Source organism: Kribbella sp. CCNWLW201, assembly GCF_037203805.1.
Taxonomy (GTDB): Bacteria; Actinomycetota; Actinomycetes; order Propionibacteriales; family Kribbellaceae; genus Kribbella.
Map to the genome: position 1 here is coordinate 107,338 of NZ_JBBCBQ010000017.1, position 18,973 is coordinate 126,310.

Consider the following 18,973-nt stretch of genomic DNA (forward strand, 5'->3'; position numbering starts at 1 on the left):
ATGCCCATCGTCGGGTGGCACGCGTCGCACGAGCAGATTCCGCCCAGCCAGTTGTTGCGGGACATTCAACTGGCCGAGCAGGCGGGGTTCCAGGCTGCGTGGTCTTCGGACCACTTCACGCCGTGGAGCCGGCGGCAGGGTGAGTCCGGGTTCGCACTGTCGTGGTTGGGGGCGGCGATGGCGACGACGTCGATCCCGGTCGGAGTCGTGAGTACGCCGGGACAGCGCTACCACCCGGCGATCGTCGCGCAGGCCTTGGCGACGCTGGCCGAGATGTTCCCGGCACGGCTGTCTGCGGGGTTCGGCAGCGGCGAGTTCCTGAACGAGCACATCACCGGCGATCCCTGGCCGGACAAGGACACCCGGAATGCGCGCCTGAAAGAGTCCGTGGACGTGATCCGTGCACTGCTGGCCGGTGAGGAGGTCACCCACAACGGCCTGGTTCGGGTGGACCGAGCGAAGCTGTGGTCGCTGCCCGAGCAGCCGCCTCGGTTGCTGGCGCTCGCGGTGAGTGAGGCGACCGCGCGGTGGGCCGCTGAATGGGCCGACGGGCTGGTCACGATCTGGCAGCCGCCGGGGATGCTGAAGCCGATTGTCGCCGCGTTCCGTGAGAACGGCGGTGAGGGGAAGCCGCTCGCGGTGCAGATCCATGTCAGCTGGGCGCCGGACGAGGACGAGGCGCTGAACATCGCCTTCGACCAGTGGCGGTCCAATGTGTTCGAGGCGCCACTGTGCTGGAACCTCGCGACGGCGGACGAGTTCGACCTGGCCGCGAAGTACGTGCAGCCCGAGGACATGTACCGCAGCGTGGTGATCTCCTCGGACCCGGCACGCTTCATCGCGTGTGTTCGTGAGGCGGTAGACCTCGGCTTCGACGAGGTCTACCTCCATCACGTCGGCCAGAACCAGCAACCGTTCCTCGAAACCTTCGGCGAGCAGGTCCTGCCCGCGTTGAGCTAGAGGCTGGTGCGGAACGGGCCGGTGACCTCGTAGGTGATACCGCCGCTGCTCGAACCGCTGGTACCGCGCTGGGACGAGAAGTAGAGGCGGTTGCCGGCCGGGTTGAACGCCACGCCGCAGAGTTCGGAGCCGGACTGGCCGGTCACGCGCAGGAACGGCGCGACGATGTCGTTCGGCGTGATGATGCAGATCTCCATGTTGCCGCCGTCCTCGGCGACGTACAGGTCACCGACGGTCGCGCCGGTGATGTTGTCCACGCCGGTCAGCGGTGGGTTGCTGGTGAGATTGTCGTCGTACGCGATGGCGATCGTGTTGTTGACCGCGTTGTACGCCCACACGCGGTTGTCGCCCTTGGTGGTGAAGAAGCAGGTGCCGTTGCGGTAGTAGCAGCCCTCGCCGCCGTTGAAGACCTTCATCCCGGAGACCTGCTTGCGCGTCCGGGTCGGGCTGCCGTCCGGGTCGGGGATGTTGACCCACGACAATGCGCCACCGGACTCACGGAGTACCTGCAAAGTGCCAGTGGACAGGTTGCCCCAGGTCGTCGGGACGAAGCGGTAGAAGCCGCCGTCGGGGACGTCCTCGGTCAGGTAGATCACTCGACGGTCCGGGTCGACCGCGGCCGCCTCGTGGGAGAACCGGCCGAGAGCGGGACGCCGTACTGCTGTCTGAGACCCCGTCGGGTAGGTCTCCCAGATGTAGCCGAGGTCGGTCTCCTCGCCGGACAGCCAGGTACCCCACGGGGTCGCGCCGCCGGAGCAGTTTCGTGTCGTACCGGACAGGATCCGGTAGGCGCCGGTGATCGAGCCGCTGCTGTTGAACCGCAGCGCGCTGGCACCACCGCTGCCGCTGCTCATCTCTGAGTTGGACACGTAGATCCAGCCACTGCCGTCGGCGAAGCACGCTCCACCGTCCGGAGCGCTGTGCCAGGTGTAGCCGGTCCCGGACACGGTCTGCGTCGATCGCGCCAGGATGCGGCTGGTAAAGCCCTGCGGAAGCATGATGCCCCTCGCGTCGGCTGCCTGCAGGCCGCCGTACGGACTCGGGCCGGTCTGGGCCGGGAAGGCGAGCGCCTCGGGCGCCACGCTGAATCCGAAGGCCACCGATGTCGACGTGCCGATCACTGCCGCGCGAAGAAACGTACGACGATCCACGACTACTCCTCACAACGTTGGGCGGTTGTTGTGCGAGCCAGTCAATCGGACCGGACGTGAACACCGCCCGGGGTCCGCAGTGAACCCCAGGCGGCTTTTCCGGAGTCGCTGACGCGCTCCGCTACGAGTAACGCCGTACCAGCTCACGGATCGACGATCGGCGGAACCACGCGATGCTTGCGGCGATCACCAGGTAGGCGAATGGGACCACTGGCGAGTAGCCGAGGACGAACACGTTCGTGACGACCGCGCCGGCCATGACGCCGGCCAGCCCCAGGGCCGCCAGGCCGCAGAGTCGCGGGATCAGGAGACCGATCGCGCCGGCGAGCTCGAGGGCGCCGACGACATAGCGGAACCACTGCCCCGCGCCGATGTTGGCGAACAGGTCGACCATGACCGGACTGCCGGACAGCTTCATCAGGGCCGTCGGCACGAACCCGACCGCCAGCACCACCTGCACTGCCCAGAGCGCCACCGATCCCGTCCGGACCCTGCGCATCGTAACCGTCGTACTCATGATGTCCTCCTTCGTCGTTCTGGTACGACGAAGATCCCGTCACGGACCCAGGAGCCACATCCGTGCCGAGTACGGAGGCACTACGGAACGACCACGGGGTCAGCGCAGGTGGCGGGCGATGGTGTAGGCGGAGTTGATGGATTCTGTGTGGGTGGTGTCGACTTCCACGTCGTACTTCACGCCCTCGTGGACGATCTCGGCCTGCAATGCGGCCATGCCGGTGACGCGGTCGCCACGGGCCATTTCGCGGCCGGCGGCGACTGCCGGGTCACAGCGGACGCCGACCCACAGCACGTCGAGGTCGCCGACCGCGTCGCGCCAGCGCTGCTGCGAGGCCGCGCCACCGAGGAACACGTCGTCGACGATCACGCGCGCCCCGGCCCGGCACATCGCGACGATCCCCTCCACCCAGGCCGCTTCGAGTTGCCGGAACACCGGACCGATGGCGATGTCACCGTCCGGCTTGAACTCGATCCCCGCATCCGAGGCCTGCATCGCCGCCGGCAGCGCGTCGACGAAACTGTCCACGCCGAACGCCAGCCAGGGCTCCGGCAACACCGCCTGCAAGCACCGCACGATCCCCGACTTGCCCGAACTGGATCCACCGTTCAGCACAATCATCCGCACCTTCACGGCGCCAACGCTAAACGGCAAGCGCCTCGCGAGCACGCTCATTTCCCGGCTGCGCGCGGCGGGCCAGGTGGATGAACGGCAGCGCCAGAAGCTGGATGACGGCGCCGAGGAGGTACGCCGGGCCGTAGCCCCAGACGTCGGCGGCACGGCCGAGCGTCGGCTGGATGACCACGCCACCACTCGAGCCGAGCAGACTGTCCGAGGACAACACGGTCGCCCGCTGCGCCGACGGAATCAGCTCGTTCAGGTACGCCTGCCGGACCGGCGTAACCGCCGCGAACAGCACACTCCAGACCGCCAGCAGAACCAACGCGGCCCAGAAGTTCGTCGTCAGACCGATCAGCACGAGTACGACGAAGACCGACCCCACTGCCGCGAGCATGACCGACGTACGACGACGGAACATGCGAGCCACAGACGATGCCGACGCGCCACCCACGATCTGGGCACCGGCAACCAGTCCGGCGCTCACGCCCGCGACCGCATACGAGTCGCTGCTGCCGTACAACTCCAGCAGGTAAGGCTGCGCGGCGTAGAAACCGTAGACGCTGACACCCGCGGTGAACGGCGCGGCCAGCATCACCCATCGCACCGGCGGGTTCAGCAGCCCGTGGTCCAGCGACGACCGCAAAATGCCGCGCATCTCCGCGACGACCGATACCCGCGGCTTCGGCGTGAAGCCGACGTCATGCATCGCACGCCACGCCACCACGAGAGTGACCCCGAGCAGCACCGCACGAACGACGTACGGGACACCGAGATTCGTCCACTGCGCCAGCAGGCCGCCGCCGATCGAACCGCCCAGCATCGCGACACCGCTGGCGACCTGCCCCTTGGCGAACGCCGCGTCCAGCGAGCCCTCGTACCCGGTCGCGTGCAGCCCGTCCACCAGCCACGCCTCGGTCGCACCGCTGAAGAACGTGAACCCCAGTCCGAGCAGCATCGACACCACAGCCCACGCCGCGAACGGCGCACCGGTCTGCCACAACAGCAGATACAGCAGTGTGGACCCGATCAACGTGACCGTCCCGAGGAGGTACGACGTACGCCGTCCGACCGTATCCGCGACGACACCGGTGGGGACCTCGAACAGCACCATGCCCACGGTGAAGAACGCGTTGGCCGCGAACGCCTCCCCGATGCTCAATCCGGCATCGAGCAAGAACAACGTGTTGACGCCCCAGATCATCGACGCCGCGGTCGTGGACACCACGACCAGCGTCAGGTAGGTCCGCAGAACCTGCTCCGACCTCGTCATGAGGCACCTCCTCCGTAGTCACCTGCTACGTCGGAGCCACTCCGCGCTTCTCGACACGTCCAGGGCTTACCATCCGGGAATGCGGAGACGGTCGGGATTCGCCTCACGGTTGGTGCGGACGGGCGCCGCGGGTGAGATGCCGCAGGTCGAGAGCGATCTGCGGCACGCGATCCTGACCGGCGACCAGCCGCCCGGCACCGGCATCCCGATCGACGAGGTCGCGGCGTTCTTCGGGGTCAGCGCGATCCCGGTCCGCGAGGCGCTCAAGACACTGCTCGGCGAAGGGCTGGTCGAACACAAACCGCATGTCGGGTACAGCGTCGCCAAGCTGACGTTCCTGGAGTTCCAGGAGTTGTACGACGTACGCCAGGCACTGGAGTCCGCGGCGCTGCGGGCCTCGACGGCAAACGCGACCACGGCGGACCACGAGAACGTCCAGGCCATCCACGCGGCGACGGCTGTCGAGTCGGCGGACGAGCGGGAGTACGGCGCCGCCACTCGCCGGTTCCACTTCGCGTTGATCGCGCCGTCGGGGATGCACCGGTTGATCCGGATGTACGAATCCGCGTGGAACATCACCGAACCGGCCCGGCCGATGTCCCGGGTGCCGGCGCCCGAGCGGGCCGCGTTCCACGCCGACCACAGCCGGATGGTGGCCGCGTTCGTGGCCCGGGACGCGGACGCGCTGATCGCCGAGTCGGACCGGCACTACGCGCATCTGAAGGACGCGATCGCGGAGTTCGCCGACGACCCGGAGTGCTTCGCCGACCCGCGCTGAGGTCCGCGTTTCCTATATTTGACTCGAAACCTGGGGTTCACCGGGAGCGTCGGCGGACGAAACGCGCCGTTCCTAGCTTCGGTGCACTGGTCGCGCGATTCCGCCACGCGGCCCGGCCCGAGGAGAGATCATGACCTACGATCCCAGGCTCACGAACGAGGATCTGGCACCGCTCAAGAAGCAGTCCTGGGGCAGCTACAACATCTTCGCGTTCTGGATGTCCGACGTACACAGTGTCGGTGGCTACCTGACCGCCGGCAGCCTGTTCGCGCTCGGGCTGACCAGCTGGCAGGTGTTCGTCTGCCTGATCGCCGGTATCTGCATCGTCCAGTTCTTCTGCAACCTGGTGGCCAAACCGAGCCAGGTCACCGGCGTCCCGTATCCGGTCATCAGCCGGGTCTCCTTCGGCGTCCTCGGCGCGAACATCCCGGCGATCATCCGCGGCCTGATCGCAGTGGCCTGGTACGGCGTCCAGACCTTCCTGGCCGCGGAGTCGCTGAACATCGTGTTCCTCAAGCTGTGGCCGGGACTCGGTCCCTGGGCGGATGTGGACGTGCACGGCTTCCTCGGCCTCTCGGTCCTCGGCTACGTCAGCTACGCCATCCTCTGGGTCGCGCAGGCCGCCCTGTTCTGGCGTGGCATGGAGAGCATCCGCAAGTTCATCGACCTGGCCGGCCCGGCCGTCTACGTCACCATGCTGCTACTTTGCGGCTATCTCTTGGTGAAGTCCGATTTCGCCATCGACCTCAACCTGTCCAACCACACGCTGTCGGGGTGGACGACGGTCGGCACGATGCTCGGCGCGATCGCGCTGGTGGTCTCCTACTTCTCCGGCCCGATGCTGAACTTCGGCGACTTCGCCCGCTACGGAAAGAGCTTCGGGAGCGTGAAGAAGGGCAACTTCTGGGGCCTGCCGGTGAACTTCGTCTTCTTCTCGCTGCTGACCGTGCTCACCGCCGGCGCGACGGTTCCGGTGTACGGCGAACTCCTCACCGACCCGATCAAGACGGTGGAGCGGATCGACAGCACCTTCGCGATCCTGCTCGGCGCGGCCACCTTCGTCACCGCGACCGTGGGGATCAACATCGTCGCGAACTTCATCTCACCCGCCTTCGACTTCTCCCACGTCAGCCCGCAGAAGATCAGCTGGCGGATGGGCGGCATGATCGCGGCCGTCGGCTCGGTCCTGCTGACGCCGTGGAACTGGTACAACAACGACACCGCCATCCACTACACCCTCGGCATCCTCGGCGCGCTGATCGGTCCGCTGTTCGGCATCCTGATCGCGGACTACTACCTGATCCGCCGGCAGAAGGTGGTTGTGGACGATCTGTTCACGATGGCCGAGGACGGGGCGTACCACTACCGCAAGGGCTACAACCCGGTGGCCATTCAGTCGGTGATCGCTGCCGGTCTCGTCTCGGTCGCCTCGGTGCTGCTGCCGCGCTGGATCGGCAGCGGGCTGTGGATCAGCGACTACAGCTGGTTCATCGGCTGCGGCATCGGCTTCGGGGTCTACACCCTGCTGGCCAAGCGCGCCGGCGTGGCCGTCACCGTCACCAAGCCACTCGCTGAGCAGGTGGTCTGACGCGGATGCGGATCAAGGTCATCAACCCCAACACCACCGCGTCGATGACCGCCAAGATCGGCGAGTGCGCCCGGGCCATAGCTGGTCCGGGCGCCACCGTCGATGCGGTCAGTCCACGGCAGGGACCGGCAGCCATCGAGAGTCATGTCGACGAGGCGCTCGCCGTACCGGGGGTGCTCGAAGAGATCGCGAGCGGAGAGGCCGCCGGGTACGACGGCTATGTCATCGCCTGCTTCGGCGATCCCGGACTGTTGGCGGCCCGCGAACTCGCCGCCGGCCCGGTGGTCGGTATCGCCGAGGCCGGCATGCGGACGGCGTCGTACCTCGGCCGCGGGTTCAGCGTCGTGACCACGCTGGCCCGGACCGTGGGCCATGCCCGGGATCTTGCCGAGCAGTACGGCGTCGCACGGCACTGCCTGGGGATCCACGCGAGCGAGATTCCAGTGCTCGCGCTCGAAACCGACCCGCACGCGCGGGCGACCATCCTGCGCGCCTGTGAGGAGGCACTCGCGGTCGACGGCTCCGATGCGATCGTGCTGGGTTGTGCGGGCATGGCAGACCTGTGTCACGACCTCTCGTCCGAGCTGGGCGTGAGCGTGGTCGACGGGGTCGCGGCCGCGACCACCCTCGTCGAGGCGCTGGTGCGGATGCGCCTCACAACCGGCAAGCTCGGTGAGTTCGCCTACAGCCAGGGCGGGAGCGGAGCCGCGGGACTGCCATCGGCGGTGAGCACGCCTTCATAGCTGCGTCCGGCCAGGTACGCCGCGATCTCCGGCAGCGGCCCGTGGACCTCGGGTACGTCGCCACGCTTGGTGCGGATGTCGGCACACAGGGCCTGGAGGAAGTCCGCCGGCAGGTCGGCGAAGGTCACGCTAGTGCCGAGGTCGACCGCGTGGATCATCACCTCACGGCTGCGCAGCCACGGGATCTGGGTCGCCGGGATGTCGCGGCCCTGGGCGGTCAGCACCCGCGCCTGCCACTGCTGGTCGGTCAGCGCGGCCATCGACTCGCTCAGGACCCGCGCGGATTCCTCGAACCAGGCGACCAGCTCATCGGCCGGCCGCAGTGCACCTGCCTCGATGTCCGCGTTCCGCTGGTCCGTCGACGCGTACATCGGTCGCTTCTCGCCGGTCCGCGCCCAGTACACGAGGTTGCCGAGCGCCTCGGCGTTCAACGCCAGGTGAGCGGTGACGTGTTTCCTGGTCCAGCCGGGCAGCAGCGACGGGCCGTCCAGGTCCACGAGAGCTTTGCGGCAGAGCGCCGTACCCTCGGCAACCCAGCTCGTCACCCTGGCACCACGCGGTTCTCGAGTCGGCCGATGCCCTCGATCTCGGTCACGACCGTCTCGCCGCCCTGCAGGAAGACCGGAGGTTTGCGGGCGTGGCCGACGCCGCCGGGGGTGCCGGTGGCGATCAGGTCACCCGGGTTCAGGCGGATCATGGTCGAAACGTACCTGACCAGGTCGACTGGGTCGAAGAGTAGATCGCCAGTGGAGTCCTTCTGCATCACCTGGTCGTTCACAAGGCAGCGGATGTCGAGCGCGGGTCGCGGCCCACCGACCTCGTCCGGAGTCACCAGGTACGGGCCGACCGGGGTGGTCGAATCCCAGTTCTTGCCCTGTAACCACTCGCGGGTGCGGAACTGCCAGTCGCGGCAGGTGACGTCGTTCAGCACCGTGAAACCGGCGATCGCCTCGATCGCCTCGGCTTCACTGGCACGCCGTACCTCCTGACCGATCACCACAGTCAGCTCGGCCTCCCAGTCGAACATCTCGGTCTCGGCCGGGCGGAGGATGTCGTCGTACGCACCGATGAGCGTGTCGGCGAACTTGCAGAACAGCGTCGGGTACTCGGGCAGGTCGCGGCCCATCTCCTGGATGTGGTTGCGGTAGTTCAGCCCGACACACACCACCTTGCTCGGCCGCGGTACCAACGGTGCGAAGTCCGCACCGGCCAGCGCGTACTCCTTGCCGTCGGCAACCTCAGCCCCGGCGAGTACGGCGCCGACGTCCGGCGCGCCGAGATCGACCAGCACGTCACCCTCGACGCGGACGGCGGTGGTGCGGTCTGTGCTGGTGTCACGGACCCGAATCGTTGCCAGCTTCACTGGCCGACCTCCTCGCGGTACAGGTTGAGCTTGCTGAAGATCGGCGCGTCACTGAACTGGAACAGATCGAGCGCACCCGAGTCCGAGTCGGAGGCTGACGCCTGCGACGACGCCGACAACGGCATCCAGGACGGTACGACGAACAGGTCGCCGCGCTGCACGGACCACGAGAAGTCGCCGACCGTGACCCGGCCGGAGCCGTCGAAGACCTGGTACACCGACGAGCCGGTCTCCCGTCGCGGAGCTGTCTCGACGCCTGACGCGATGCGATGGAACTGCACGCGGATTGTCGGCAATACATCACCGGCCGTCGTGGGGTTGGTGTAGCGAACGACCGCGTGACCGCGTTCGATCGTGCTCGGGTAGCCGTCGCGCTCCAGCTCCAGCTGATCGCTCAACGCGGCATCGGTGTCGGCCCACCGGTAGCACAGCAGCGGGCTGCCCTCGACCGGCTTGAACTGCGACACCGGCACCAGGCCCGGGTGACCCCACAGCCGCTCTGACCGGGAACGGTCCGGCGTCGCGTGCTCCTCCTCGGACAGGTGCTCCCGCCCGAAGTCGAAGAACTGCGACTCGACGTCGTACTGGAACGGGATGTCCAGTCCGTCGATCCAGGCCATCGGCTCGGAGGCCGAGTTGTGGTGTGCGTGCCAGTTCATCCCGGCCTGCGGGAGGAAGTCACCGCGGCGCATCGGGACCGGGTCGCCCTCGACGACCGTCCAGACGCCTTCGCCCTCGACCACGAACCGGAACGCGTTCTGGGTGTGCCGGTGCTCGGGGGCGTCCTCGCCCGGCATCAGGTACTGGATCGCGGCCCAGAGCGTCGGGGTCGCGTACGGGCGTCCACCCAGGCTCGGGTTGGCCAGTGCGATGGCTCGGCGCTCACCGCCGCGGCTGACCGGCACGAGGTCGCCGGAGCGCGCGGCCAGCTCGACCAGGTTCTTCCACTCCCACAGGTGCGGCTGGGCCTTCGAGGTGGGCTGCTGCGGCATCAGGTCGCCGATCCGGGTCCACAGCGGGACCAGCAGCTCCTTCTCGAAGCCGCGGTACAGATCTTCCAGCTCGGGCGTCGCCGGCGGCTGATCCGGCCGATCCTCCGCCGTCAGCTTCACAGGTGAGTCGGTCATGTGCTCACCCTGCTCCGCCGGTGGACTGCAGAACAGAAGATTCTGTCCTGCAGAATGGATCCCATGGTGAAGCTGATGAAGAACCCGCCTGCGTACGGCGTGACGAGCGTTGACCACGCGCTCCGGCTGGCGGTGATTCTGCAGGTGGAGGGGCCACTCACCGTGTCCACGGCTGCCGAACGACTCGGTGTCGCCCGGTCGACCGCGCATCGGCTGTTGTCCACGCTGGTCTACCGCGACTTCGCCGTACAGGACGACGACCGAAGCTACCGAGCCGGCCCGGTGCTCGAGGTCGCGGCGACCGCACACTCCGGGATCGGCGCCCTCCGGGCCGCCGCGCTCGGGCCGATGCGCACCCTGGTCGACACCCTCGACGAGACCGTCAACCTGAGTGTCCGCACCGGCCGGACGATCCGCTTCATCGCCTCGGTCGAGTCCACCCAGACGCTGCGGGTCGGCAGTCGCGAGGGAATGGTCCTCCCGGCCCATCAGTCGACCGGCGGCCTGGTCATGCTGGCCGCGCTCACCGACGAACAACTCATCGCCCTGTACGACGCCGCCCCACCGGCCGAGCGGGTCGACCTGACGAAACTCCGCCGCGAACTGCGGGCGGTCCGGCGCAGCGGTGTCGCCATCAATCGCGAACGCACCGAGCGCGGCCTGATCGCCCTGGGCCGAGCGATCACCAACGCACAGGGCGAGACGGTCGCCGCGGTATCGGTGTCGATGCCGAGAGCCCGCTACTCCCCCGCCCGAGTCGAGCGGATCACCCCCGCACTCACCGCCACCGCCCAAGACATCTCCGCGGCCCTGTAACCGCGGAACCCGCAGCGCCCGTGCCCGCAGTCCGGCAGCGCCGCCACCAAAGGCCATCGTCCGGCTTGTGACCGGTTTCGTCCGCATGCCGGCCGCCGGCCCACACACTGGAGGGTTGCCCCCTGAGATGGTGGGTTGCCCCCTCAAAAGACCAGCGGGCAACCCACCAGGTGAGGGGGCAACCCCAGACATGACAGAGCCGACCGCCCCAGGCAGGCCCCGAACCACATCCTCAAACCCGCCGAATCCACGACCCGTTCACGCATCCACCCAGCTGCGCTCTCCTGGTCGTGGGTGGGTGCGTCCAGGTGCAAATCGACAGGACGTATACGGCCACTACCAGCCACTCCCCGCCTAAGCCCACCGGGGATCCGGCTCGATCGCCGGACACCTCCTGTCGAACTGCACCAATCACACCGGACCGCCCGCAGCTCCGGCACTTGGCACCATCAAGCAGTCCGGAGCTGCGCCACCCCATACCCTATGAACTCAGGTCCTTGGTGGCGATGGCGATCAGGTACTCCCAGTCGCAGGCGAGCGTCCCGTCGGTCGCGTAGTTCGACGCTTTGGCCAGCTCGATCACGTCGGCACGGAAGGCACGCCGGCCGTCCTCGTCGAGCCGTTCGGCCGCCTTGTACGTCGGGCCGTAGTACGTCAGGAAGAAGTCGGCGAAGTGCTCTGCCGACGCGAACCGCTGCGTCACCTTCGCAACCGTCGTCTCGACCGAGCTGACCCGCTCGCCGTACAACTCCCGCAGTACCTCCTCCGTCCCCCACCGGGTCGGCGGCAGCGCACCGGCAGGCGGTGCCGCGTGCCGGCCGACCGTCTTCAGCAGCTGCCCGATGAACCCGGTCGGCGTCCAGCTCGCCAGCCCGATCCGCCCGCCTGGCTTGGCGACACGCACGAGTTCATCCGCGGCACGCTGGTGATCGGCCGTGAACATCACGCCGATCGCCGACATCACGTAGTCGAACGAGTCGTCCGCGAACGGCAGGTTCTCCGCGTCCGCCTCCCGGAAGTCGACCGTGAGTCCTTCGGCCTGCGCCCGCTGCTGGGCCGTGGCGACCAGCTCGGGTACGTAGTCGATACCGCTGACGACCGCGAAGTGGCGAGCCGCGGCCAGCGCGACATGCCCGGTCCCGGTGGCGACGTCCAGAACCGTCGCACCGGGCCGCGGATCGACCGCGGCGACCAGTGTCTCGGCGACCGGCACGGTCACCCAGGCGATCTTGCCGTAGTCGCCGCTCCCCCACGTGGCGCGCTGTTTCGCCTTGATTTCCTCGAAGGTAGCGATGGTCATGGTGATTCCCTTTCCTTTGGGCACGCCGACCGTCTTCAGGTCGTGCGTGATGAATGAAGGTCGCCGGGCCCCTAGCGGGCCGCGACCTGATCCGCCGGCAGCGGGTACGGCGCGATGATCGGCAGGTACGGCGTCGGATCGCCGGACCAGTCATAGGCGCGGATCGCGGCGGCACTCCGGCGGCCGGTGATCGCCCGGAACAACTCGTAGCGATCGGCCGTCAGGCTGACCTCGGGTGCACCCGAACCCAGCACCCAGTCCTTGTGCCCGTCCGACAACCGCAACCCCGGCAGTCCACGTTCGGCGATCCGTGCGCGCAGCCAGTCCCGGTACGCCGCGAAGCCGAAGTGCGTGATCGGTGCGGTCTGATCCGGCTCGAGGCCGAGCGCTTCCCGCAGGTCCGCGAGATGAACGGCCAGGTCACCGACCGGTGCCGCAAGCAACCATCCCGGGCCGTCAGGTGCCTGGCCTCGACGCAGCATCGTCACCAGCCTGCCGGCGTACTCGTCGAACTCGCGGAGCACGGACTCGATCGACCGGTCCGAGCGAGTCGATACCTGACCGGCTGTCCACTCCTCACGCCGCTCCGAGATGTCCGGATCACGCCAGGCGTCGAGAGCCTCGGCGAAGTACGAGCCGCGCAGAGTGTCCTCGGCGATGCCGGCCAGGTGTGCGATCAGGTCTCGTACCGTCCACTCCGGACAAGCGGGGACCTGCCGGGCGAGCCGCTCCTCGTCGAGATCCAGGGCGAGCACCTGCCGCCGGCCGTCGTCGTACGCCCAGGCGGCGTTCCAGCGAGCGATCCGCTCGCGGGTGTTGACCCGCGACGGGCGGACCCGCTTGGTGAAGGTGTCCAGGAATTCCTGGCTGGCAACGGGATCCGAGGCCAACCCCGAGAAGATCGCGGCAGCCCGGCCCCGCGCGAAGGCGGCCAGAGTGAAGGACCACTCGTAGTACTCGGCGGCCCGCTTGTCACGCCACTCCTGGTACCCTTCCAGGTCACCGCCGGCGGCCAGCGTCGTACCGATGTACCAGGCCTGCTCGATCGCGTCGCCGATGCCCTGAGCCGTCACCGGATGCTTGAAGTGGCCGGCGTCGCCGAGCAGCGCCCAGCCCCGTCCGTTGGCCTTCCGGTAGTGGCCGCGCAGCATCGTCTCCGGCACCACCACGATCGGTGAGATCCGCTCCGCACTCTCCAGTAGCCGTGCGTTCAACACTGCCGGGAACTGGTGAAGAGCGGCCAGATACCGTTCTTCGCGCACGGCGGCCGAGCCTCGCGTGATGTCCGGCGTACCCGTCACGGACAGCAGGTGGACCCCGTCCTCAACCGGAACCGACATCAACGCCGACTGCTCGTGGACATCGATGTGGCACCAGTCCGACGGCGGCAACCCACGCCAGTACGCCAGCAGGAACGCCATCTCCCCGCGCCGCTCGTCCGTCGCCGGCACCCCGAGCCGCCGTGCCACCGTCGAAACCCGCCCGTCCGCACCGAACACCCAGGTCGACTCGATCCGCTCCCCGGTTTCCAGTACGACGCCCTGCACCGGATCGTCACCGATCAGCTCGGCGACCTCGGTGCCGGCCCGGAACTCGACCCCGGCCGCCTTGGCCACCTCGACCAACGCGGCATCGAGCGTGATCCGCCGAATGCTCGTCGCCCGGTCGAATCCCCGGATCGGCGTGAAGCCGCCGGCCACGTCGTGACCGAGAATCCGCCAACTGAAGTTGACCATCCGCAACTCATGCGAGGCCTTGAGCTCAGCCAGCGCGCCCAACTCGTCCAGTCGCTGCAGCGTGTCCGGGAACATCACGTGCGTGGACACGGTGTCGCTGGGGAACGGGTCTCGATCCAGCATGAGCACCCGCCAACCCGCCCGTGCCAACAGGGTCGCGAGAGTCGATCCCGCGCACCGTGCGCCGACCACGACGGCGTCGTACCGCTCGGTCATCGCGCACCCACCTTCGGACGAGCAGTGATCTGATGATCGGCGGCCGTCACACCGACCGCAAGAAGCAGCGGTACGGCGAGTGCCACGCCAACGACCGTCCAGCCGCCAAGTGCGAGCCCCAGCCCACCCAGTACGGCGCCGGCCAAGTACCCGGCCTGCATGGACGCAGCGCGGACGCTCATCGCCTGCAGCGGACCGGCACCGGCCAGATCGAGACCGGCCGCGCTGCCCGCCATCATGCGGACCCCGGCGAGGAAGGCGATCACGGCCCACATCAGCACCGAGAAGCCGAACGACGGTCGGACCGCACCCAGCACCACCGCGGCGAGCACCATCGCCGAACCGGCGGCAAGCACCATCGGCCGAGCCGCCCGGTCCACCCAGCGCCGGGCCAGGAACGTGGCAACGACATAGGCGATCGCTCCACCTCCCAGCGCGACACCGGTCGCTGCAGGCGACGCTCCATGCGCATCGGTGAGCAGGCCGCCGACGTACACGAGCACACCGGACCAACCGCCGTACGCCAGTAGCTCTCCGACAGCCCAGCGGGTCATGCCGGGTCTGCGCAGCCCGGATGTTGGTGCGGGTTCCGGCGTACCTCGCTCGCGGCGCGAGACTCCGTGCAGTGTCAGCACGGTCGCTGTGAGTGGCACAAGCCAGGCGAGTCGCCAGCTGTGGCCGCCGAGCAGGCCGATCACCGGCATACCGGCGATCCAGGCGCTCGGTGCGCCGACCATCGCCCAGGACAGCAGCGCGGCGCGTTCGCCCTCCGACGCCCAGCTCCCGGCCGCTGCCAGCCCGCCGGCCAGGACCAGGGACACCCCAGCCCCGAGGACGGCCTGTGCCGCTGCCAGCGCGGCGAAGGACGGTGCGAGCACGCTTGCCGATGCGGCGATGGACAGGAGACCGAGCCCGAGTTCGAGCAATCCGCGGAGCTCCCAGCGGCGGCGGCTGATCACCAGGCCGACCGCGACGAGCGCCGCGACCACACCGGACATCGCCCGCAGCTGGCCCGCAGTTGCGGGTGAGACGCCGAAGTCGGTCGCGACCTCGGACAGGATCGGGGTGAGCACCAGCAGGCTCGCCTGCGCAGAGAACAGGCACCCGAAGAGCCTCGCGCTGTCTGCTGAAGATTGGTTCATGCCAGCCACGATGACGACGCGATGTTGAAGCTCTGTGGAAGCTCTGTTGAGGTCAGCGCCCCCAGGCCTTCAACGCGGCCGCTCGTCGCCAAGCCAGCCGGTACGTCGTGAAGACGTCGACGGCACGTTGATACGCGTCATCCGCACCTGTCACCGCGCCACGCGCCAGCTCGACGACTCCGGCGAGCCCGCGCCAGTCCTCACCGAGGCTCATGATCTCGTCGCATCGCGCCAAATGGCCTGCCGCCTCCTCAGCCGAGCCGCTCTCCGCCAGCACCTGTGCGAGCTCGGCCCGGGCCGCAAGCTCAGTCGGAAGCTGCGGACCCTCGACGCCGATCGTCACGGCGCGTCTCAGTGCAGCGACCGCACCGTCCTGGTCGCCGAGGAGCCGACGAACGCCACCAAGCCACCGGGCATTCAGTGCGGCGTCGTGGAAGTCGCCCGCCTCCTCGTCCCGGCGTAGCGCCGCGGCCCAGTCCTGCTCGGCCCGTTCCCAGTCACCGTCCAGAAACGTCAGGACTCGCCGGCTGACGGCATCAGCAGGCAACGGGTCGGCCACCCGGCGAGCGTCGTCCAGATCGCCCATCGCTGCCAAGGCCAACGCGAGCTGGTCGACGATGGTGTCGTGCGGGTGCTCGAAGGTCTCGAATCGCGCCTGCGACAGCCCACGCCGGCACCACGCCCGGCCCGCGACCGGATCCAGCAAGTACTCCGTCGTACAGAGCGCAGCGCCACTGACCGAGGTCCAGCCGAGATACGGATCGGCCAACTCGTGCGCGATGGCCCACATCGTTTCCCGGATCTTGGCCGCCTCACCCAGATGGCCGCGGTTGAACTCGTACCAGGACCGTCCCCACGACGCCATCACCGCGAGATCGCGGCGGCCGAGGTCGGTGGCCAGCGCTTCCGCCCGTCGCGCGGCATCCCCGAGGATCTCGGTGCGTACGCCGTACATCGCGGCCTGCGTCATCCCACGGTGGAGGTGGAATCGGTCGCCGTTCAGTCGCTCCGCGGCCTTCAGGTGCTCGATCGCTCGCGGGATGTCCATCACGGAATGGTTTGTGCACAGGGCACCGCCGAGTCGGCTGTGGACCGTCGCGGCTGCGGCATCGTCACCGGCGTACAGCTCCAAAGCGGTCTCCAACAGCTCGATCGCCCGCCGATCGCCGATACTCGACTTGAGCCGAAGGATCGCAGTCTGCACCGCGGCAGCCGCTCGTCTGGAACGCATCGCGCCGGCCTGGTCGAGGACGTCGACAGCGGCTTCGGCGTGGTCGACAGCCTCATGCCAGGCGTACAGCCGGGCTGCCTCGTCCGCCGCCTGCAAGCTGAGGTCAGCGGCCTGCTCCGGATCCGCCGCCGGACCGGCCGCCCGCAGATGCACAGCGGCCGCCGCAATGCTTGCCCCCGGCAACTGCAAGGCTTCGGCCGCACGGACATGCAGCCGCTGTCGCCGGGTCTGCGGGATGTCGCCGTACACCGCCTCCCGCATCAGGTCGTGCGGGAAGCTGTACGTCGCCTTCCACGAGCTCCCCGCCTCCACCAGGAACCCGGCGCCGACCGCCTGTTCCAGCGCGTCGATCAGCGGATCCTCAGCCAGGTCGACCAACTGCGCCAGCACCCCGAACTCAGCCTCCCGGCCCAGTACGGCGGCACATCGCACAACTTGCTGTGTCGCCTCCGACAGTGCTTGCAGCCGATGCCGCAGTACGTCGCGCACCCCGGACGGCACCACAGACTGCCCGTCGCGCAGCACCTCGATGGCGTAGAACGGGTTCCCACCAGTCGTGCGCCACAACTCATGCACAAACCCGGCAGACCTGTCACCGGCCAGCAAGCCCAACTCGCCTTCGCTCAAAGGCTGAAGCACCAAGCGATCAGCCCCCGGGAGGTCACCGAGTAGCTCCAGCAACGCCGGATGCCTGGTCCCCGGCGGATCGCGGAAGCAGACGATCACCAGGACGCGCTCGGGCAGCCTGCGCAGGACGTGCCGCAGCAGCTCAGCACTGGCGTGGTCGATCCGTTCGGCGTCCTCCAGCACAAGTACGACGGGCGCCAGCTGGGCAAGGAGTCCGACGAAGCGGCTCCGCATCACTTCGGGGGATGAGGCAACGATCTCCGCGCTCGCCGGGAGCGCCGAAACGATCGGCTGGTAAGCGATCTCGGCCTGGTCGCACCGCCCCACCAGCACGTCCGCGGTCACCTCATCGGCGAACTCCGCAACCAGCCGCGTCTTGCCGACGCCTGCTTCGCCGGAGATGAGCACCACTCGGCCCGCACCTTCCCGAACCTCTCGCCACGATCCGCGGAGCCGATCCAGCTCACTCGACCGCCCGACCATCTGGTCCCGGCGCACACTGCTGAACAACGCATCCGGCGGAGCCTTCACCCGAGTCGGCGACGCCGTCTGCGCACCAGGTAGCAGCAACTCCGGATCCCCGCGCAGGATCGCAGTCTCCAGCGCCGCCAACGCCGGACCGGGATCCAGTCCGAGCTCCTCGGCAAGGCGTTCTCTGGCTGAGGCGTATGCCGCGAGTGCGTCAGCCTGCCGACCCGCCCGGTAGAGCGCGAGCATCAGCTGACCGTGGAACCGCTCCCGAAACGGGTGCTCGACCACCAACCGCTCCAGCTCGGCGATGACGTCGTACCGGCCCAACGCCAGATCCGCGCTGATCCGGGCCTCCAAGGCGTCGAGGCGAAGACCTTCCAGCCGCGCGGTCTCGGCCTCGGCGAACAGCGGATGGCCAAGGTCCTGCAGTACTGGTCCACGCCAGAGCTCGAGCGCTTCCCGCAGCAATCGCGCGGCCCGCTCCGGATCGGCCAGCCCGACGGCTTCCTGCCCCAGTCCGGCGAGCCGCTCGAACCGGTACGCATCGACCTGCTCCGGATCGACCGCCAGGCTGTACCCGGACCGCCGGGTGACCAGCACCTCGGCCGCGCCGACCGACGCGAGATGCCGACGCAGATGCGACACATGGGTGCGCAGCGTGACCTCGGCACCCGCCGGCGGCTCACTCCCCCACAGCGCCTCGGTCAGCCGGCCGGCCGAGACGGACTGGTTCAGGTGGATCAGCAGCATCGCCAGCAGCCCGCGCTGCTTCGGACCACCGAACTCGAGCCGCCGGTGATCGAGCGTGACCTCCAGCTCACCAAGGATCCCGAACCGCGGTGCCGCCACAGTCGTAAGGTACGTCGGCAACCCACCGCAGGCGAGAATTTCAGGTTTCTGCTGTCCCGAAGTCGCGAATGAGGTCGTGGAACAGGTCGTAAACGGCCAGTGCCGGTTCAGACAGCGGCTGGTTGTGCGGGTCGGTAGCAACAGGTCCCGTCGGCCAGCTCGGCCAGGAGATGTCGTCCCGGCTGCCTGCGGGGGGCACACTGACGAAGTACAGAGCCTCGGTCCGCATCGCCTCGAACTCCACGCCGCAGAGCGGACCGGCGTCGTCGAATCGGGGTACGTCGCCTGGCGTCGGGGGCAGGTGTTCGGCGGAGCGCCTCGGTGTGCTTTGGGTACGGCGAGTGTGGTGTCGCGTGGTGGGGTAGGGCGACTGTGGTTGCCGGGTGCCCGGGTGGTGCGACTCGTGGTTGTCGGGTGCTGCGAGAAGGCGACTGTGGTGGCGCGGCTCCGGGCTGCTTGATGGTGCT

17 protein-coding genes are annotated in these 18,973 nt (G+C 68.4%); 5 read left to right on the forward strand and 12 right to left on the reverse strand.

Annotation, left to right across the window (positions count from 1 at the left end; all coding sequences use genetic code 11):
- A complete protein-coding gene (locus V9K99_RS41055; RefSeq protein WP_337324269.1) occupies window positions 1-960 on the forward strand; it encodes a TIGR03885 family FMN-dependent LLM class oxidoreductase in 960 nt (319 codons plus the stop codon).
- On the opposite strand, the gene V9K99_RS41060 is transcribed toward V9K99_RS41055, so the two are convergent.
- The 4 genes from V9K99_RS41060 to V9K99_RS41075 all read right to left on the reverse strand — a co-directional run bounded on the left by V9K99_RS41060 (window position 957) and on the right by V9K99_RS41075 (window position 4,519).
- On the reverse strand, window positions 957-2,111 hold the full coding sequence (locus V9K99_RS41060) for an alkaline phosphatase PhoX (RefSeq protein ID WP_337324270.1): 1,155 nt from the start codon (window positions 2,109-2,111) through the stop codon (window positions 957-959). The two genes, V9K99_RS41055 and V9K99_RS41060, sit on opposite strands and share 4 nt — an antisense overlap.
- A 121-nt stretch (window positions 2,112-2,232) precedes the next feature.
- Window positions 2,233-2,628, reverse strand: coding sequence for a DoxX family protein (locus tag V9K99_RS41065; RefSeq protein WP_337324271.1), 396 nt, complete (start codon window positions 2,626-2,628; stop codon window positions 2,233-2,235).
- A gap of 99 nt (window positions 2,629-2,727) precedes the next feature.
- Window positions 2,728-3,303: a chloramphenicol phosphotransferase CPT gene (cpt, locus tag V9K99_RS41070; protein ID WP_337324272.1), complete on the reverse strand. Its 576-nt coding sequence runs from the start codon at window positions 3,301-3,303 to the stop codon at window positions 2,728-2,730.
- Window positions 3,272-4,519 carry an MFS transporter gene (locus V9K99_RS41075; protein WP_337324273.1) on the reverse strand — a complete coding sequence of 416 codons (1,248 nt, stop codon included), beginning with the start codon at window positions 4,517-4,519 and terminating at the stop codon, window positions 3,272-3,274. Before V9K99_RS41075 ends, cpt begins: the two co-directional genes overlap by 32 nt.
- 79 nt (window positions 4,520-4,598) lie before the next feature.
- Between V9K99_RS41075 and V9K99_RS41080 the strand changes: the two genes are divergently transcribed.
- From V9K99_RS41080 to V9K99_RS41090, 3 genes are all read left to right on the forward strand, one after another.
- The gene (locus V9K99_RS41080) at window positions 4,599-5,297 is read left to right on the forward strand and encodes a GntR family transcriptional regulator (protein WP_337324274.1); all 699 of its coding nucleotides are present in this window, start codon (window positions 4,599-4,601) and stop codon (window positions 5,295-5,297) included.
- A gap of 130 nt (window positions 5,298-5,427) precedes the next feature.
- Window positions 5,428-6,885, forward strand: a complete 1,458-nt coding sequence (locus V9K99_RS41085) for an NCS1 family nucleobase:cation symporter-1 (protein WP_337324275.1) — start codon at window positions 5,428-5,430, stop codon at window positions 6,883-6,885.
- A gap of 5 nt (window positions 6,886-6,890) precedes the next feature.
- Window positions 6,891-7,628: an aspartate/glutamate racemase family protein gene (locus V9K99_RS41090; protein WP_337324276.1), complete on the forward strand. Its 738-nt coding sequence runs from the start codon at window positions 6,891-6,893 to the stop codon at window positions 7,626-7,628.
- Here V9K99_RS41090 and V9K99_RS41095 read toward each other — a convergent pair.
- From V9K99_RS41095 to V9K99_RS41105, 3 genes are read right to left on the reverse strand one after another with little or no spacing between them, the layout of a single operon-like run.
- Window positions 7,568-8,173, reverse strand: a complete 606-nt coding sequence (locus tag V9K99_RS41095; RefSeq protein ID WP_337324277.1) for a maleylpyruvate isomerase family mycothiol-dependent enzyme — start codon at window positions 8,171-8,173, stop codon at window positions 7,568-7,570. The genes V9K99_RS41090 and V9K99_RS41095 overlap by 61 nt on opposite strands.
- Complete coding sequence (locus tag V9K99_RS41100; RefSeq protein WP_337324278.1) at window positions 8,170-8,991, reverse strand: fumarylacetoacetate hydrolase family protein; 822 nt, start codon at window positions 8,989-8,991, stop codon at window positions 8,170-8,172. The genes V9K99_RS41095 and V9K99_RS41100 overlap by 4 nt, the downstream gene beginning before the upstream one ends.
- A complete protein-coding gene (locus V9K99_RS41105) occupies window positions 8,988-10,118 on the reverse strand; it encodes a cupin domain-containing protein (protein WP_337324279.1) in 1,131 nt (376 codons plus the stop codon). The genes V9K99_RS41100 and V9K99_RS41105 overlap by 4 nt, the downstream gene beginning before the upstream one ends.
- A gap of 63 nt (window positions 10,119-10,181) precedes the next feature.
- Between V9K99_RS41105 and V9K99_RS41110 the strand changes: the two genes are divergently transcribed.
- Complete coding sequence (locus V9K99_RS41110) at window positions 10,182-10,934, forward strand: IclR family transcriptional regulator (protein WP_337324280.1); 753 nt, start codon at window positions 10,182-10,184, stop codon at window positions 10,932-10,934.
- Between the two features lie 481 nt (window positions 10,935-11,415).
- Here V9K99_RS41110 and V9K99_RS41115 read toward each other — a convergent pair whose 3' ends face one another.
- The 5 genes from V9K99_RS41115 to V9K99_RS41135 form a co-directional block, all read right to left on the reverse strand.
- Entirely contained in the window at window positions 11,416-12,234 is an 819-nt protein-coding gene (locus V9K99_RS41115; RefSeq protein WP_337324281.1) for a class I SAM-dependent methyltransferase, read from the reverse strand.
- 71 nt (window positions 12,235-12,305) lie between these two features.
- The gene (locus tag V9K99_RS41120) at window positions 12,306-14,186 is read right to left on the reverse strand and encodes an FAD-dependent monooxygenase (RefSeq protein ID WP_337324282.1); all 1,881 of its coding nucleotides are present in this window, start codon (window positions 14,184-14,186) and stop codon (window positions 12,306-12,308) included.
- Window positions 14,183-15,328 (reverse strand): MFS transporter, encoded by a 1,146-nt coding sequence (locus V9K99_RS41125; RefSeq protein WP_337324283.1) that lies wholly within the window; start codon window positions 15,326-15,328, stop codon window positions 14,183-14,185. Before V9K99_RS41125 ends, V9K99_RS41120 begins: the two co-directional genes overlap by 4 nt.
- A 52-nt stretch (window positions 15,329-15,380) precedes the next feature.
- Entirely contained in the window at window positions 15,381-18,506 is a 3,126-nt protein-coding gene (locus tag V9K99_RS41130; RefSeq protein WP_337324284.1) for a BTAD domain-containing putative transcriptional regulator, read from the reverse strand.
- Between the two features lie 40 nt (window positions 18,507-18,546).
- A partial coding sequence (locus V9K99_RS41135; protein ID WP_337324285.1) for a hypothetical protein occupies window positions 18,547-18,973 on the reverse strand: 427 nt, incomplete at its 5' end.

Coding starts and splice junctions, on each gene's coding strand:
- V9K99_RS41055 (WP_337324269.1), top strand. CDS start 1: ATGCCCATCGTCGGGTGGCACGCGTCGCACGAGCAGATTCCGCCCAGC.
- V9K99_RS41065 (WP_337324271.1), bottom strand. CDS start 2,628: ATGAGTACGACGGTTACGATGCGCAGGGTCCGGACGGGATCGGTGGCG.
- cpt (WP_337324272.1), bottom strand. CDS start 3,303: ATGAGCGTGCTCGCGAGGCGCTTGCCGTTTAGCGTTGGCGCCGTGAAG.
- V9K99_RS41075 (WP_337324273.1), bottom strand. CDS start 4,519: ATGACGAGGTCGGAGCAGGTTCTGCGGACCTACCTGACGCTGGTCGTG.
- V9K99_RS41080 (WP_337324274.1), top strand. CDS start 4,599: ATGCGGAGACGGTCGGGATTCGCCTCACGGTTGGTGCGGACGGGCGCC.
- V9K99_RS41085 (WP_337324275.1), top strand. CDS start 5,428: ATGACCTACGATCCCAGGCTCACGAACGAGGATCTGGCACCGCTCAAG.
- V9K99_RS41090 (WP_337324276.1), top strand. CDS start 6,891: ATGCGGATCAAGGTCATCAACCCCAACACCACCGCGTCGATGACCGCC.
- V9K99_RS41105 (WP_337324279.1), bottom strand. CDS start 10,118: ATGACCGACTCACCTGTGAAGCTGACGGCGGAGGATCGGCCGGATCAG.
- V9K99_RS41110 (WP_337324280.1), top strand. CDS start 10,182: ATGGTGAAGCTGATGAAGAACCCGCCTGCGTACGGCGTGACGAGCGTT.
- V9K99_RS41115 (WP_337324281.1), bottom strand. CDS start 12,234: ATGACCATCGCTACCTTCGAGGAAATCAAGGCGAAACAGCGCGCCACG.
- V9K99_RS41120 (WP_337324282.1), bottom strand. CDS start 14,186: ATGACCGAGCGGTACGACGCCGTCGTGGTCGGCGCACGGTGCGCGGGA.
- V9K99_RS41125 (WP_337324283.1), bottom strand. CDS start 15,328: ATGAACCAATCTTCAGCAGACAGCGCGAGGCTCTTCGGGTGCCTGTTC.